Source organism: Streptomyces sp. NPDC088817, from assembly GCF_044750345.1.
GTDB lineage: Bacteria > Actinomycetota > Actinomycetes > Streptomycetales > Streptomycetaceae > Streptomyces.
On the sequence record NZ_JBIVJN010000030.1, the window covers coordinates 15798 to 31138 of the forward strand.

A 15341-nucleotide genomic window follows, 5' to 3' on the forward strand; every position below is an offset into this window, starting at 1 on the left:
CCGACCGTAGTGGTCGGACCACATTGACAACTAAGCTGCGGCGCACGGCGACAGGAGGAGTGGCGTGGGCGAAACCGTTGCGGGGGAGACGGAACCGGAGAGCACTGCGGCCGCTCCGCGGAAGGGCACGGTGACGCAGCGCGCCATCGAGCGGATCAAGGCGATGATCGCCGAGGGTCTCCTGCAGCCCGGGCAACGCCTGCCGACCGAGCGGGACCTCGCGGCGCAGCTGGGCATCTCCCGCAGTTCGATGCGTGAGGCGATCCGCGCTCTGACCGCGCTCGGCGTGCTGGACGCCCGGCACGGCTCCGGCATCTACGTCACTCGGCTGGAGGCCGGTGACCTGCTGGAGACGTTGGGAGTGGTCGCCGACCTCTCCCGCGGCCCGCGCCTGGTGGAGCTGCTTGAGGTGCGCCGCATCCTGGAGTCGACGGCGACCGCGCTGGCGGCGGCCCGGATCACCCCGGACCAGCTCGCCGAGGTGGAGAAACACCTGACGGCGATGAACGCCACCGACGATCCGGAGGAGATCCTCGCCCACGACCTCGCCTTCCACCAGGAGATCGCGGTGGCTGCGGGCAACGAGACGATGGCCGCGATCCTGGACGGCCTGTCCTCGCGCACCCTCCGCGCCCGCGTCTGGCGCGGCTACCAGGAGGAGGGGGCCTTCGCCCGGACCCGCCGCGAACACGCCGCGATCCACCGGGCACTGACCGCCCGGGATCCGGAGGCCGCAAGGGCAGCCGCGGCCGCGCACGTGGGCGAGGTGGAGGAGTGGCTACGGGCGCAGCTGGACCGGTAGCGGAGGGCGGTCGTGGCCGGCTGGGTGCGTGTTCTGGACGCGGCGGCCGGGGGGCGGTTCACGCGGCGCCGGAGGTGCATCGGTACAGCTCGCCCGTTGCGCCGGAAGGTCTCGAGGTGTCGGCGGATTCCGATCCACCGTAAGCGGAGGCCGGTACGAGGGCGCAGGCGGACCGGACCCAGGCGGTGATCTGCATGGCACCGGTGCCGTTGCCGGTGCGGTTGCCGGACAGGGCACCCCTGCCGCGACCGCCGGCGCCCAGCAGCACGTACCGGAGCTTGCCGGAGTCGACCAGATGCCGGAACTGTGCCTCGGTCGGGAACGGCACACTGCCGCTGTAGCCGCCCAGCGGCAGGACATGGGCGCCGGTGGCGAGGATGTAGGGGGAGGCGCCTCTCCACCCGGTCGTGGCGAAGACGTAGGTGGCCGAGCCCTGGTGCGAGGTGGTGTACCGGAGCAACTCCTTTTGGGGACCAGTGAGTCGGCCGTCGTCCTGGAGGACGCTGAAGCCACCCTGCGCGCCCGGCGCGCCCCGGGTCACCCCACGGCTGCCGGCACCGGTCAGGGGGCGCTGCCCCGTCCGGCCGCCGGCCGTCGTCACCGAGCGGTGGCCGCGGTGCTGGCCGGACGGGCCGACCGCGCCCCTGCCGGTACTGGCGTAGGCGGGGTTGAAGACCTGCGCTGCCCACGCGCTCGGCGCGAACAGCAAGGCGGCGAGGGATACGGCCAGCCCGACGAGGCCGAGGCCGCTGCCGGAGGCGCTACGGCCCCGACGGCCCAGCACCAGCAGGACGACGGCCCCCACGCCGAGCAGCCCCACGACGAGTGCCAGCCAGGGCAGGAACGACGGGAACTCTCCAGCGAGATACACGCTCCACGCCGCCGTGGCCGCCACCGCGCCCGGCAGCGCCCACGCGCGGGGGCCGCCCGCACGGTAGGCGCGCCACATCAGTGTGACGCCGCCGCCGGTGAGCGCGGCGAGCGGTACGGCGATGACGCCCATGTAGTACGTGTGGCCACCGACGCTGCCCGCGCTGAACACCAGGAAGTACGTGGCCAGCCAGGTACCCCACAGGAGGAATCCGGCACGGATCCGGTCGGTGCGTGGCCGGCCACGGCGCCACAGCACACCGCAGGCGACGGCGACGGCGGCGACCGGGTAGAGCCAGCCGGTCTGCGAGGCGAGCGACGTGCCGAACATCTTCGACCAGCCGTCCTGGTCCCCGCCCCTGCCGCCGGACCCGACCTGGCGCACCTCGCTCGCCGAGGCCGCCGTGGCCTGGGCGGTTTCCGGCACATGGGTGACCGAAGGGGTGTCCCGCGAGCTTCGGGCGCCCGGAGTACCGACCGTACCGGTTTCACGGTCGGCGGAGCCCCCGTGGCCGCCTGCGCCGTTCCGCGTCGCGCTCACGCTGCCCGTGGAGGCCGCGCTGATGCCCAGTGAGGAGAAGCGGTTGAGGAAGTTGTAGCCGACGACCATGCTGAAGGCGGAGTTGTCGGTGGTGCCGTCGACGTAGGGCCGGTCCTTGGCCGGGGTGAGGGTGACGGCGAGCATCCAGGACATCGAGACCGCGGCCATCACCAGGGCGGACAGGCCCAGGTGCGCCAGCCGCCTGCGCAGCGCGATCGGTGCCGACAGCAGGTGGACGAGGGCGAGCGCGGGAAGCACCGCCCACGCCTCCAGCATCTTGGCCTGGAAGCCGAGACCGACCCACACCCCGGCGAGCAGCAGCGGGCGCAGCCGGCCGTCCCGGGCGGCCCGCTGGGTCGCCTCGGCCGCCAGCAGCACGCACAGGGTGAAGGCGGGGTCCTCGACGGCAGTCCGGAAGAGCCCCACGGCCACCGGGGTCAGCAGGAACGCCGTGGCGGCGATGAGCGCTGCCGCGACTCCGGCCCAGCGCCGCACCAACCGGTACAGGACCAGCAGGCTCGCCACGCCCTCGATGACCTGAGGAAGAACCAGTGCCCAGGGGTGGAATCCGAAGACGCGGACGGAGAGGGCCTGCGGCCAGAGGAATCCCGGCAGTTTGTCGAGCGTGATGGAATTTCCCGGGTCGAAAGACCCGTAGAAGAAGGCCTTCCAGCTCTCCGTCATGCTGCGGACGGCGTTGGCGTAGAAGGTGTGGTATTGGCTGTGGCTGATCCCCCAGGCGTAAAGCACGGCGGCCAGCACGGTGATGGCCAGCAGCGCGGGGCGCGCGTACGCCGGCTGGTCCGCCGGCGCTCTCCAGGGTGCTCGGCGGTTGGCCCCTGCGGCGGTCGGGTCGAGGACTGTCGTAGCCATGCACAGCAGTCTTCGACACCACGCGAGCCCACTACGCCAAAGAAACCCGCTTCAAGGTAATTCTCATCCCCCGAGGGAAATCCTTTAACCGCGACGGACAGGACGTGGCTCAGAGCGCATCTGAACTGGATAGTCGGTAGTCAGGGATGCTTATGTGACTGGCGGCGTTGGCCCCCTTGGTTCGATCAGGACCGGCAAACGTGCCGTGGGGGCCGTCCCGGCGGACGGCCCCCACGGTTGGAACACAGGTCAGCTGACCGTCAGGGCGGTGTCATCGACGACGAAGCCCGTGTACAGGATGGAGTCCTCCACACCCGTGAACTTCAGGGTGACCGTGGAGCCCGCGAACGAGGACAGGTCGAAGGACTTCAGCTGGTAACCGGGGGCGGCGTTGAGGTTCGAGTACGTCGCCAGCGTGGTCGACCCGGCGGTCACCGTCAGCTTGTCGTACGCGGAGCCGGTGGTGGACTCCGCGGTGTCGATGTGCAGATAGAAGCTGAAGGTCGCCTTGCAGCCGGCCGGGATCGTCACCGACTGGGACAGCGTGTCGGTGTGCGTGCTCCCGTACCCGTCGAGCCAGGCCTTCCACGAACCGCTGCGCGCCGGCTGGCTCTGGTTGTTGTCGATCACGCCGCTGGTCGTGCTCCAGACGGTGTTGCCCGACTCGAAGCCCGGGTTGCCCAGCAGCTGGGCCGAGGTGCACGAGCCGCCGCCGGAGGCGCTGACCGTCCAGGTGAAGGAGGCCGAGTCGGACGAACCCTTGCTGTCGGTCGCCGTCACCTTGGTGTTGTAGGTGGTCGCCGTGCTCGGGGTGCCGGAGATGACACCGGTCGAGCTGTCGATCGACAGACCGGCCGGCAGACCGGTCGCGCTGTAGGTGAGCGCTCCGCCGTTGGTGGTGGAGGCCGAGATCTGCAGGCTCACCGCCTTGCCCGCGGTGGAGGACTGGTCGCCGGGGTTGGTGATGGTCACGCCCGAGGTGGGCGGCGTGATGTGGCTGCCGACGTTGATCCCGGCGAAAGCGTTGCCCACACCGGCGTACTGGGTGGAGTTGGTGCCGTACAGCGCCGCGGCAGCGTTCAGGGCGGCGGTGCGGGCACCGGCGTAGTTGGTGCTGGACGTCATGTACGTGGTCAGCGCCTTGTACCAGATCTGCAAGGCCGCAGCCTGGCCGATGCCCGTGACGGCGACGCCGTCCGAGGTCGGGCTGTCGTAGCTGACGCCGTTGATGGTCTTGGCGCCGCTGCCCTCGGCGAGCAGGTAGAACATGTGGTTCGCCGGACCGGACGAGTAGTGCACGTCCTTGCTGCCCACGGTCGAGGACCAGTAGTCGGCGGAGGCGCCGTCCTTGCTGGGCTTGTCCATGTAGCGCAGCGGGGTGCCGTTGCCGTTGATGTTGATCTTCTCGCCGATGAGGTAGTCACCGGGGTCCGCGGGGTTGTTGGCGTAGAACTCCACGCCGGTGCCGAAGATGTCGGAGGTGGCCTCGTTCAGGCCGCCGGACTCACCCGAGTAGTTCAGCTTGGCGGTGTTGGCGGTGACGCCGTGGCTCATCTCGTGGCCGGCGACGTCCAGCGAGGTCAGCGCGTGCGTGTTCCCGGAGCCGTCGCCGTAGGTCATGCAGAAGCAGCTGTCGTCCCAGAAGGCGTTGACGTAGTTGCTGCCGTAGTGGACCCGGGAGTAGGCCGCGACACCGTTGTTCTTGATGCCGCTGCGGCCGAAGGTGTTCTTGTAGAAGTCCCAGGTCATCTGGGCGCCGTAGGCGGCGTCCGCGGCCGCGGTCCCGGTGTTGGACCCGGATCCGTTGCCCCAGACGTCGTCGGAGCTGGTCATCAGGGTGCCGGTGCCCGAGGTGCCGCCGTTGAGGGTGTTCGTCTTGTGGCCGCCGCGGGTGGTGTCGTACAGCTGGTACGTCGAGCCGGACAGCGTGGTGTTCAGCGTCACCGTGCCGCTGTACTGGGTGTTGCCGGTGCCGGTCATGACGGACTCGAAGCGGTTCAGCTCGTCGCCGGTGGTCGCGTCGGTGATGACATGCAGCTTGCTGGGCGTGCCGTCGTCCTGGAAACCGCTGACCACCGTCTCCCAGGCGAGCTTCGGGGTACCGTCGCCGGCCCAGATCACCTTGCGGGCGCTGTCCGTCGCGGGCTTCTCGGCGTCGAGGGCCCTGGCCGTCTTGAGCGCCTTGGTCTCGGCGGCCGACTTGGTGACCGTCGCGGTGGTGGTGGACACCTTGAGGGAGCGCTTGTTGTTGAAGGTGGTGCTCACCGTGCCGGACGCCTCGGAGGCCGGCGGGGTGTGTACGACCAGGTCGCCGCCGAGGACGGGCAGACCGTCGTAGGTGCGCTCATAGCGGGTGTGCACCGTACCGTCGTTGTCCTTGACGACGTCCTTGACGACCAGCTTCTCCTTCGAGCCCAGGCCGAGGGAGCGCGCCGTCCGCGCCGAGTTGTCATGCGCGCTCTTGATCAGCGCGGTGCGCTGGGCGCCGGTGAGCTTCGCCTGCAGCGCGCCCGTTCGCAGGGAACCGGTGTGGGGGGCGGGTTTGGCGGTCGCGGGGACGACCTGAGTGCCGAGGACGAGCAGGGTGGTGGACGCCACCAGAGCGCCTGCCGCCATCGCCCGACGGGGATTGTGTCTCACTCGTACTCCTCCTGCTGCGGCCGCGAGTCCTGCGGCCGTTGAGAGACCGGGCAGACGGGACGTGCTGTCCGGAACGAGCTGAACGGTGCGTGGGGAACCGTCACACCGCGACGGTCCGGTCGTGGCTGGAGGAAGAGTGGCAGCATTGATCGGTTCATGTCACTCGGCGAACGCCGATTCGAGGGTTATCCCTCACCTCGAGAGCTTCCGCGGAGCAGCAGCGTGCCGAAGCCATCTCCGCGCTCGGTCGATGCGCCGGAGAGCTCGCCGCGGGTGCCGGCCCGCCGGAGACGACGACGGCTATGCCGACCGGACCGGCACCCGTCTCGGAGGCGGCGTCCGATCCGGGTGCCGGGCGTACGACGTCAGTGAGAGTGCCCGAGTTGGGCGAGGGCGTGGTCCAGCATGTCGACGAAGAAGTCCACCGCGGTGGTGTCGATGCACAACGGCGGCTTGATCTTCAGGATGTTGAGGTGGTCACCGGTGGGCTGGACGACGACGCCGAGGTCGAGCATGCGGTCGCAGAGTTCGGCGGTCTCTTCCGTGGCGGGTTCCAAGGTGACGCGGTCGCGGACGAGTTCGAGGCCCAGGTAGAGGCCCGAGCCGTGGACGGCGCCGATGATGCCGTAGCGGTCGGCCAGGGCCTCCAGCCGGCTCTTCAGACGGCCACCGACGCGCGCCGCGTTGCCCTGGAGGTCCTCATCCCGCAGGGCGTCCAGGACGGTGAGGCCCACGACGCTGGAGACCGGGCTGCCACCGGTGGAGGAGAAGAAGTAACCCTGGTCGCGGTACCGGTCCGCAACCGACTTGGACGTGATGACGGCGCCGAGGGGGTGCCCGTTGCCCATGGCCTTGGCGACACAGACGATGTCGGGGACGACCTGCTGCTGCTCGAAACCCCAGAACCAGTGTCCCAGGCGGCCGTAGCCGACCTGGACCTCATCGGCGACGGCCAGGCCACCGTGACGCCGGACCGCCGCGTACACCTCGGCGAGGTAGCCGTCGGGCAGGGCGACTCCTCCGGCGTTGCCGTAGAAGGTCTCGCTGAGGAAAGCCCCTGCCGGGCGGCCGGAGGCGGCCAGTTCGTCGATCACCGCGGCGGCCTCGGGCCCGTAGCGCAGCGCGTCCGCCCCGCGGTGCAGGCCGCGATAGGAATTGGGCGAGTCCACGGTGTGCACCCAACCCGGCCTGGTTGCCAGAGCGTTCGGGTTGTCCTGGAGTGAGGTGGAGACCGCGTCGGAGGCGTAGGTCCAGCCGTGGTAGGCCTCTCGCAGTGCGACGACGTCGTCCTGTCCGGAGGCTCCGATGGCCAGCCGCAGGCCCAGATCCACCGCCTCGGAACCGGAGTTGACCAGGAACACCGTGTCCAGAGGCTCGGGCAGGAGGGCGGCGAGGCGTTCGGTGAACTCCACCACCGAGGCGTAGTGGAATCGCGAGTTGGTGTTGAGCCGCCGCAACTGCCGGGAGACCGCCTGCTCGACGCGGGGGTGCGCATGGCCCAGCGGGGTGACGTTGTTGACGATGTCGAGGTAGGAGCGGCCGTCGGTGGAGAGCAGATGGTGGCGCCAGCCACGCTCGATGCGGGGAGGTTCGGCGTAGTAGTGCTCCTGCACGGTCGCGAACACGGCGTCACGTCGGTCGAGCAGGTCTCTGTCCTGCGCACGGCCGGCGGCCCGGAGGCCGATGAGCGGGGCGGGGTCCGCGGTGAGCGCGAGCCAGCCGGCGGCGTACTCGGGGCGCACCGAGGCGGGGACGGAAGGGCCGTCGGCGTTGCGCAGCGCAAGGTGGAGCGGGGTTCCGGAGGGGAGCTGGGCGAGGTCCTCGCCTGCCTGGAGCGTCGAGCCGGTGGAGACCACTGGGTGGACCGTGCGGGGGAAGGACAAGGTCAGTGTCCGCGGGCCGTAGGTGATCTCCACCCGGCCCGGTGCCGCGGCGAGGACCTTCCCCGCGGCCGGGGCCTGCGCCTCGGCGGGCCGGCCGAGCCACAGGTCGATGCCGGTGGGCACCGTGGGAGCGGAAACGGCCGACAGTGCCGGAGCCTGAGTGAGCCGTGGGTGCGCGTACCGGGTGGCCACCGCGGCTGCTCCGTCCGCGAGCGCCGAGGCCGCGAGCCGGTCCTCGGTGCCGGCTTCGAGCCAGGCTCCGTGGTCCATGGAGTCGGCGTTGGTGGACAGGTCGAGGAGGGTGATGTCGTCGGCGGCGAGGCCGCGCAGCAGGAAGCGCGCCGGTGAATCGGCGCGGGCAGGGACGTCGGCCAGGCCGATCGCGTCCTTGACGAGGTGGACCATCACTGGCATGGGCAGACGCGTGGCCTGCTCGAATATGCGCCACTCGCGGTCGAGCGCGGCCGTGGCGTAGGCGTTCTCCTCGTCGACGGCGGCCTGGTGCCGGCCGCTGGCGACCAGGCCGGCCGCGCGCAGGACCACGAGCGGCCACAACGCCTCCGCCTCCTCCGGGGACAGCGACCGAACAGCGTGGAAGGCCCGGACGGCGGGCAGCAGGTGATGGGGCTCGACCCCGTCGTGGTGGAGCATCGAGGAGAGCGAGACGGCGAGTTCGCCGACCGCCCAGCTCGTGGTCACGTCACCGAAGTCGATGACTCCGTCGGGCATGGGTAGGCGTTCGTCGGGAGAACGGATCAGATTGTCGTCGGTGAGGTCCAGGTGCACCGCCTGCGACGGGAGCGCGGCGGCAAGCTGTTGGACCCGCGCCCAGGCGTCGGCGGTCGCGACCTGAACGGCGGCGCGCCGGTCCGGCTCGTCGATGTGCTCTGCGAGCTTGGCGACGACGCGATCGGCGTGCCGCAGGTCCCACTGCAGAACGCGTTCGAGGCCCGGGTGGTGGAAGTCGCGCAGGGCGGTGCTGACCTTTCCGACGATCGTGCCCATGGCCGCCACGGTGCTCGGGGACAGGTGCCGTGGTCCCGAGAGCGCGCCGCCGGGCAGGTATCGCAGGAGCCGCGCGAGGGCCGGCCCGCTCTCGGTGTCCACCGTTGCGCGGTACGGGGAGCCGTCGGGCTGGCGCAGGACGGTGGCGACGCGCAGTTCCGTGTGAGCCGCGGCGATGAGGTCGGCGGCGGTGTCCTGGGCCTCGATCTCCGTGGGGCTGAAGGCGGGGTTGGCGATCTTCAGAATCGCCAGAGCCGTCCCGTCATCGCCGCGCAGCAGGAAGTTGGCGTCCTGCTGGCTTCCCAACGCCTCCGCGCGAGCGTTCATGCCGAAGTGCCGGGCGGCGATGTGCTCTGCCTGAGTGGCTGTCACCTTGGGCACGGGAAGCGCTTCCTGGGCGAAGAAGTCGATGGTGCGGTGCTCGTCGTGCGGCATGCGAGGTTCCTCGGCTGGTGTGGAGCGTGGTGTGGGCGGGCTGGGCTCGGACGCTCGGATGCCTCAGTCGACTTCCCACAGGAAGCGGTGCGTGTGAATCGCGAAGTAGGGGAAGCTCTCCACGGACGCGACGCCCTCGACGGCCCGTACGACGTCGTTGATGAAGTCCAGAAGATCACTGGGGCGACTGCACACGACCTCGGCGAACAGGTCGTAGCGGCCGGAGGTCAGGACCGTGTACACGACTTCTTCATGCCGGGACAGCTCATCGGCCACCGCCCGGGAATCGCCCCCGATGCGCAGGCCCAGGAGAGCCATCGTCTGCTGGCCCATGGTCATCGGGTCGGTCACCCCGACGACCTGGACCGCCTTGCTGTCCAACAGGCGCTGCAGCCGGTGCCTCGCGGCCGAGGGCGACAGTCCCACCTTCGGCCCCAGCTCGGCATAGGGAATGCGACCGTCGACCTGTAGCTCCCGCAGGATGGCCCGGTCGATGTCGTCCATGAAGGACCTCCCTCGTCTGCGTGAACGGCAAGTCGTGTCATCGTTTCAAGTACGATGACGCATCGCCTCGCTCGAATCAAGTGTGCAAACGACGGAATCGAGCACATTCCGGCTCGCAGCCCGAGGCCACCTCGCCTACGCCCTGCACGGCCTTCTCCGCACTTCACCCGGCTGGATGGGCCTGAGGGCGGAGGGTGCTCAGAAATGCGGTCGCAGTGAGTGATCTGGTTCTGCAGACTCTGGTCTGTGGATCGTCTGATGGAGATGGCGGATCGGTTGACCGGCGTCGGCGGAGTGGCCGGGGTGTGTCTGGGCGGCAGCCGAGCGACGGGAACGCACCGGCCTGACTCGGATGTCGACCTGGGCCTGTACTACCGGCCGCCGCTGGACACTGCTGCCTTGCGTTTCCTCGCGTCCGAGCTGACTGGCGAGTCGGTCGGCGTGACGGAACCGGGCGGCTGGGGGCCGTGGGTGGACGGTGGGGCCTGGCTGACCGTCGACGGCTGCCGTGTCGACTGGATCTACCGCGATCTGGAGCGCGTTCACCGGATCTGGGAAGACTGCCGGGCGGGGCGCTTCGAGGTGGGCATGCAGGCTGGTCACCCGCTTGGGGTGTACTCCCATGCCTATGTCGGCGAGGTGTCCGTTGGGCGCGTTCTCGCCGATCCCGGTGGCGAACTGCGGGCCCTGCAGCAGGAGACCCGCCGCTATCCGGAGCCGTTGCGCGAGGCGCTGATCGCCAACGCGCAGTGGGAGGCTCCCTTCACCCTGGCCAACGCCCGCAAGGGAGCAATTCGCGGAGACGCCTTTTATGTCGCCGGCTGCATCTTCCGCGCGGTAGGGCTTCTCGTGCAGGGCCTGCATGCCCACGCGGGTCGTTGGGTGCTGAACGAGAAGGGAGCTGTTCAGGCTGCGGGACAACTCCCGGCTGCTCCGGCGGACTTCGCGGCGCGGGCTCACGGACTGTTCGCCATGCCCGGCACGACCTCAGACGTTCTGCACACCGTGCTCGATGCCGCTGACGGGCTGGCTGCCGAGGTATGCGGGCGGCTCACGTCCTGAGCCTAAGGGTGGGCGCAGTTGCCGAGTTCGACAGGAGGTCGCGTAGTAATCGCAGTGCGGCGCGAGCAGGCGTGCCGCAGACTTCCCGCGTGATCGTTCTGCAGCCCGTCCTGGAGATCCACCCCACGGACGGTTTGACCCTCTGGCCTGTCGCGGAGTCCGCGCCGTACGGCTTCCTACCGCTCAGCGGCGTACTCGATCCTGCCGAGGTCGGCACAGCCGTCATGAGCATTGCCGACTGCAACAACATCGACCCTGAGGACGGTGGTCGCCCGCCGCGTCCCGCCGACCCACTCGGGGGCTTCCTGCACGGACTGCTCACCACGGACGACCTCTTTGTATCGGGCGGCCTGCGGATCACTGACACCGAAACCGGCACTACAGTCCTGCCGGGCTGCTGTAACGGGCTGGGCGAGAGGCGCGACTGGCTTGAGGTCGTCGACGGCGATGGCCGGGCCTCCTTCGGTCACGACCCGTCTCCGCTCGCTGAACGTGACCGCGAAGTCGTCCGATTGACCGTCGATGCCGAGCACGACGACAGCCCAGTGATCGAGCTACCCGTCACCGACCTGCGACGCCTGCTTGCCGGCGCGGAGCGCGACCTGACCGACTTCCTCCAACTGGCCGCCGCTTGGGCCGCCCTGCACCTGCGTGACTACGCCACCCCTGTCACCGCCGCCCTCGGCCGGGCTCTGGACCTGCCCGCACCACAGACACCGCCGCACCCGTAGGGCTCGTGCCGGCGCACCCGCCCACCCGCCTTCCTGAGCAACCAGCCCCCAGAGTCGATGGCGGCGGTCGGGTGGCTGACAGCGTCGACGGTGTCGGAGATGCCCTGGGTCTCCTCCATGACCTGCAGGGAGACACGGACCGAGGTGGGCGATGCGCTCTGGTCGGCGACGACCAGGTGGCAGGCTGGCGCGATCTAGCAACCGCCTCCCATGGCGCGGGCGGACTCCGACCCGTCCTCCGCGCTCATCCAGGACTCACCCGCCGGCTGGCCCAGCTCATCGACAAGGGGCCGATGCACCTCTGACCACCGGCCGCTGGCCGCGCCGGCCGCGCAGGCCGGGGCTTACGCGGTGCACCCCGGCGACACCCCCACCACCGTCACCTTCTCACCGGGCCGCTGCCTGGTCATCGAGGGGGATGTCCAGTCGGTCGGCGACGATGGTGAGGGCGGCTCCCAGAGGGAGTGCGATACGGGTGAGGGCGTGGCGGTCGCCCCGGGTCGGGTCGCGGTTGACGATCAGTACCGGCTTCCCGGCCTGGGCCGCCTGGCGGACGAACCTGAGCCCGGACATCACCGTCAGTGAGGAGCCCAGGACCAGCAGCGAGGCCGCCTCACGGACCAGTTCGCGGCAGTGCTCGACCCGCCGCTGCGGAACCGCTTCGCCGAAGAACACCACGTCCGGTTTGAGGATGCCGCCGCAGATCGTGCAGGGCACCACGTGGAAATCCCCGACCTGTTCGTCGGTGAGGTCGGCGTCACCGTCCGGGTTGATGCCGGCGGCCACCGGCTCGAAGCCCGCGTTGGCCTCCTCCAGTCGCCGGGCGAGTTCGCTGCGCGGGCTGAGGACGCCGCAGGAAAGGCAGACGACCCGGTCCAGGCCTCCATGGAGTTCCACGACGTCCCCGCTGCCGGCGGCCTGGTGCAGGCCGTCGACGTTCTGGGTGATCACGCCCGAGAGCAGACCGTGCCGTCCGAACGCGGCCACGGCCCGGTGCCCGGCGTTGGGGCGGGCGCGGCCGAAGGTGCGCCATCCGAGGTGGCTGCGCGCCCAGTAACGGCGCCGGGCCTGGGCGCCGGCGGTGAAGTCCTGGTAGGTCATCGGGGTGTGCCGGCTCAGGCTGCCGCCCTCGCCCCGGTAGTCGGGAATGCCCGACTCCGTGGAGAGGCCAGCCCCGCTGAGTACCAGCACCCCGCCGGTGCCGAGGGCATCGGCGACCGGCTCCGGATCCGTGGTGCCGGGCGGTAGGTCCTCGGCAGGGGTCCAACTCAGCGTGGGGCGCATGCGCATACCCGCCAGGGTACGGAACAGGCCCCGGAGGGCATCGCGGATGCCTGCCCGATATATCCGTGACCAGCGAACCAATCACATTGGGGGACACGGCCTGGAGGCGATGTGAGCAGCTGAGCTCACAAGCTGGCACATATGTCCCTTATTGTGGCTTTCGGTTTAGGGTCTCCGCGGAAGGGATGGAGTTGGGGCCGTGACGTTCGCGGAGTCGGCCGGTGGCGGTCGGTCCATGCCCTCGCCCGAGTCGGCCCCGAAGTCCCGGCCACGGTCCTGGGCGCCGCTGCTGGCGGTGTGCACCGGGTATTTCATGGTGATCCTGGATGTGACGGTCATCAATGTCGCCGTGCCGGTGATCGGCCGGGAACTGTCGGCCTCGCTCACCGGCATCCAGTGGATCACCGATGGGTACACCCTGGTCTTCGCCGGCCTCCTGCTGACCGGTGGCGCGCTGGGCGACCGGCTGGGCAACCGCCGCGTCTTCTGCTCGGGCGTGGCGGTGTTCACCGTGTCCTCGGCCGCGTGCGCGCTGGCGCCGAACGCCCCCTTCCTGGTGGCGGCGCGGCTGGTGGAAGGGCTCGGCGCGGCGCTGATCGTGCCAGGGTCCCTGGCCCTGCTCCAGCAGGCCTACCCGGCGCCGGCCACACGCTCGCGCGCCTTCGGGCTGTGGGGTTCGATGGCGGGCATCGCGGCCTCCGCCGGGCCGCTGCTGGGCGGGCTGCTCGCCTCCACGGTCGGGTGGCGCTGGGTGTTCCTCATCAACCTGCCCGTCGGTACGGCCTGCCTGGTGCTGACGCTGCGGCATGTGGCACGCTCGCCCCGGCACGCCGCGCGACGCCTGGACTGGCCGGCGCAGTGCGCGGTCGTGGCGGCGGTGGCGCTGCTGACCGCGGCGCTCAACGAGGCCGGACGGCGGGGATGGTCCGCTCCGGCTGTTCTCGCCGGGGTGGGCCTGGCCGGGCTGGCCGCCGCGGCGTTCGCGGTGCGCGAGCGGCTGGCCCGGTCTCCTGCCCTTCCGCTGAGCCTGCTGCGGTCTCGTACGATGATCGGCGGAGCCGTCATCGGCCTGCTGTTCAACTTCGGTTTCTACGGCATGGTGTTCACCGCGAGCCTGGAATTCCAGCACCAGCGCGGCTTCAGCGCCCTCGGCACCGGACTGGCCCTGTTCCCGGCGGTGGCGATGACCATGTTCGCCTCCGTCCTGTCCGGGCGGCTGAGCCGCCGCACCGGCGATCGTCCGCTGGTGATCTCCGGCATGCTCGTGGCTGCCCTGGGCCTGGCCGGCTGGGCCTCATCGGGAGCCCACCCCGCCTACCCGGTGCTGGTGGCCCCGATGATGGCCGCGGGGTTCGGTACCTCCTTCGCCCTCACGGGTTCGACCGCGACCGTGATGGGCGCCGCGCCCCCGGCGTATTCAGGGGCCGCCTCCGCCCTGTTCAACACGACTCGCCAGGTCGGCAGCGCGACCGGCGTGGCGCTCGGCGGCAGCCTGCTCGCCACGGCCACCCACTACGACACCGGGCTGCGCACCAGCATGGCCATCGGCGCCCTCGCCTACCTGACCGCCGCAGGCCTGGCGTGGCTGTGCGTGCCGGCGAAGCCCAAAGGAACGTAGCGCGTCTTGATGCCGTCAGGCAGGCCGGGGGGTCTCCGCCTCCGCCGCGCAGCCGCCCGGACACAGCGCTACGCCAAGCGCGCCCGCGTCGAGGACGCCATCCGTCCCACAGGAGAACCTGCTCTCCTACGTGCCCCAGAGCGTGACGTACACCGGGGGCCGGAAGCGGGACGGCGGGACGCCCGCGCCGGGCGCGCGCATGATGCGGGTCGCCGCGGGCGTGTGCAGGAAGTGCAGGAACGCGTCGGTGGCCGGGGAACGATGCTCGGCCTGCAGGACGGTGGCGTGCCAGGTGGCGTCCGACGGCGTGGCCGGGGTATCCAAAACGCGCAGCTCGTCACGTCGGATGCGGGGCGACACCAGATGGGCCAACGCCGGTGCCACCCCCGCGCCCTCGGCGGCAGCAGCCCAGGTCGCTGCTTGGTTGGGGAACACCCACACGTGTCCTTCGGCCACTCCGAGCTCACGTAGCAGCCGCCCGGTGTCCGCGTCCGGATCGGTCCCGGAGGAATCGACGAGCCACGACCACTGCGACGGCGGTCCGGGCGGCCGCGGTGACCTGGCGCCGGTCACCACGACCAGCCGGGTGCGGAACAGTGGCTCGCTGACCAGCTCGCCCCCATGGTCGGCGCCGAGATACGGTCCGAGCGCGACGTCGGCCAGCCGGTTCTCGATCAGCACACGTATCTCGTGGTCGGCGGCCACCCCGAAGGAGGTCTCGGTCCTGTGCCCGGAGCGGTCGGCGAAAGCCTCCACGAGCGAGGGGAGCACGAACTCGGCCGGCGTGCTCGTGGCGACGACCCGCAGCTCGTCGGGCGCACCCCGTGCCGCTCGTACCGCCGCCTCGGCATCCGCGCTCAGCGCGACCATCTGCGACGCGACCGGCAGCAGTCGCGCGCCCGCGGGCGTCAGACGCATCCCACCGCCGCCGGTGCGCCGGATGAGCGGATCGCTGTAGTGGGTGCGCAGCGCGGTCAGCGCCTGCGATACGGCGGACTCGCTCACCCCCAGGGCTCGTGCCGCCGCGCCGACGGAACCGAGCCGGGCGACCAGCACGAAGGTGCTGAGCTGTGTGACGGTCACCACCTGATTT

At 70.5% G+C, this 15341-nt stretch carries 10 protein-coding genes; 4 read left to right on the forward strand and 6 right to left on the reverse strand.

The features are described from left to right. Positions 1 to 64 precede the first annotated feature (64 nt). Complete coding sequence (locus ACIP4X_RS34425) at positions 65 to 802, forward strand: FadR/GntR family transcriptional regulator (protein WP_401352238.1); 738 nt, start codon at positions 65 to 67, stop codon at positions 800 to 802. Positions 803 to 860: 58 nt separating this feature from the next. Here ACIP4X_RS34425 and ACIP4X_RS34430 read toward each other — a convergent pair whose 3' ends face one another. From ACIP4X_RS34430 to ACIP4X_RS34445, 4 genes are all read right to left on the reverse strand, one after another. Beyond that, the gene (locus ACIP4X_RS34430; protein ID WP_401352241.1) at positions 861 to 3086 is read right to left on the reverse strand and encodes a glycosyltransferase family 39 protein; all 2226 of its coding nucleotides are present in this window, start codon (positions 3084 to 3086) and stop codon (positions 861 to 863) included. A 249-nt stretch (positions 3087 to 3335) separates the two neighbouring features. After that, on the reverse strand, positions 3336 to 5702 hold the full coding sequence (locus tag ACIP4X_RS34435; protein ID WP_401352280.1) for a M4 family metallopeptidase: 2367 nt from the start codon (positions 5700 to 5702) through the stop codon (positions 3336 to 3338). A 389-nt stretch (positions 5703 to 6091) separates the two neighbouring features. Next, entirely contained in the window at positions 6092 to 9049 is a 2958-nt protein-coding gene (locus ACIP4X_RS34440) for an aminotransferase (protein WP_401352244.1), read from the reverse strand. 63 nt (positions 9050 to 9112) lie between these two features. Then, on the reverse strand, positions 9113 to 9553 hold the full coding sequence (locus ACIP4X_RS34445; RefSeq protein WP_358730371.1) for an Lrp/AsnC family transcriptional regulator: 441 nt from the start codon (positions 9551 to 9553) through the stop codon (positions 9113 to 9115). Positions 9554 to 9817: 264 nt separating this feature from the next. Here ACIP4X_RS34445 and ACIP4X_RS34450 point away from each other — a divergent pair, with 264 nt between their 5' ends. Further along, positions 9818 to 10615, forward strand: a complete 798-nt coding sequence (locus tag ACIP4X_RS34450; RefSeq protein WP_358730395.1) for a nucleotidyltransferase domain-containing protein — start codon at positions 9818 to 9820, stop codon at positions 10613 to 10615. 89 nt (positions 10616 to 10704) lie between these two features. Continuing rightward, positions 10705 to 11346 (forward strand): hypothetical protein, encoded by a 642-nt coding sequence (locus ACIP4X_RS34455; RefSeq protein ID WP_401352248.1) that lies wholly within the window; start codon positions 10705 to 10707, stop codon positions 11344 to 11346. Positions 11347 to 11733: 387 nt separating this feature from the next. Here ACIP4X_RS34455 and ACIP4X_RS34460 read toward each other — a convergent pair whose 3' ends face one another. Continuing rightward, on the reverse strand, positions 11734 to 12636 hold the full coding sequence (locus ACIP4X_RS34460; RefSeq protein WP_401352251.1) for an NAD-dependent protein deacetylase: 903 nt from the start codon (positions 12634 to 12636) through the stop codon (positions 11734 to 11736). A 193-nt stretch (positions 12637 to 12829) separates the two neighbouring features. On the opposite strand from ACIP4X_RS34460, the gene ACIP4X_RS34465 reads away from it, so the two are divergent. Then, the gene (locus ACIP4X_RS34465) at positions 12830 to 14248 is read left to right on the forward strand and encodes an MFS transporter (RefSeq protein WP_401352255.1); all 1419 of its coding nucleotides are present in this window, start codon (positions 12830 to 12832) and stop codon (positions 14246 to 14248) included. A 126-nt stretch (positions 14249 to 14374) separates the two neighbouring features. Here ACIP4X_RS34465 and ACIP4X_RS34470 read toward each other — a convergent pair whose 3' ends face one another. After that, on the reverse strand, positions 14375 to 15331 hold the full coding sequence (locus ACIP4X_RS34470; RefSeq protein ID WP_358730375.1) for a LysR family transcriptional regulator: 957 nt from the start codon (positions 15329 to 15331) through the stop codon (positions 14375 to 14377). Positions 15332 to 15341: the final 10 nt, after the last annotated feature.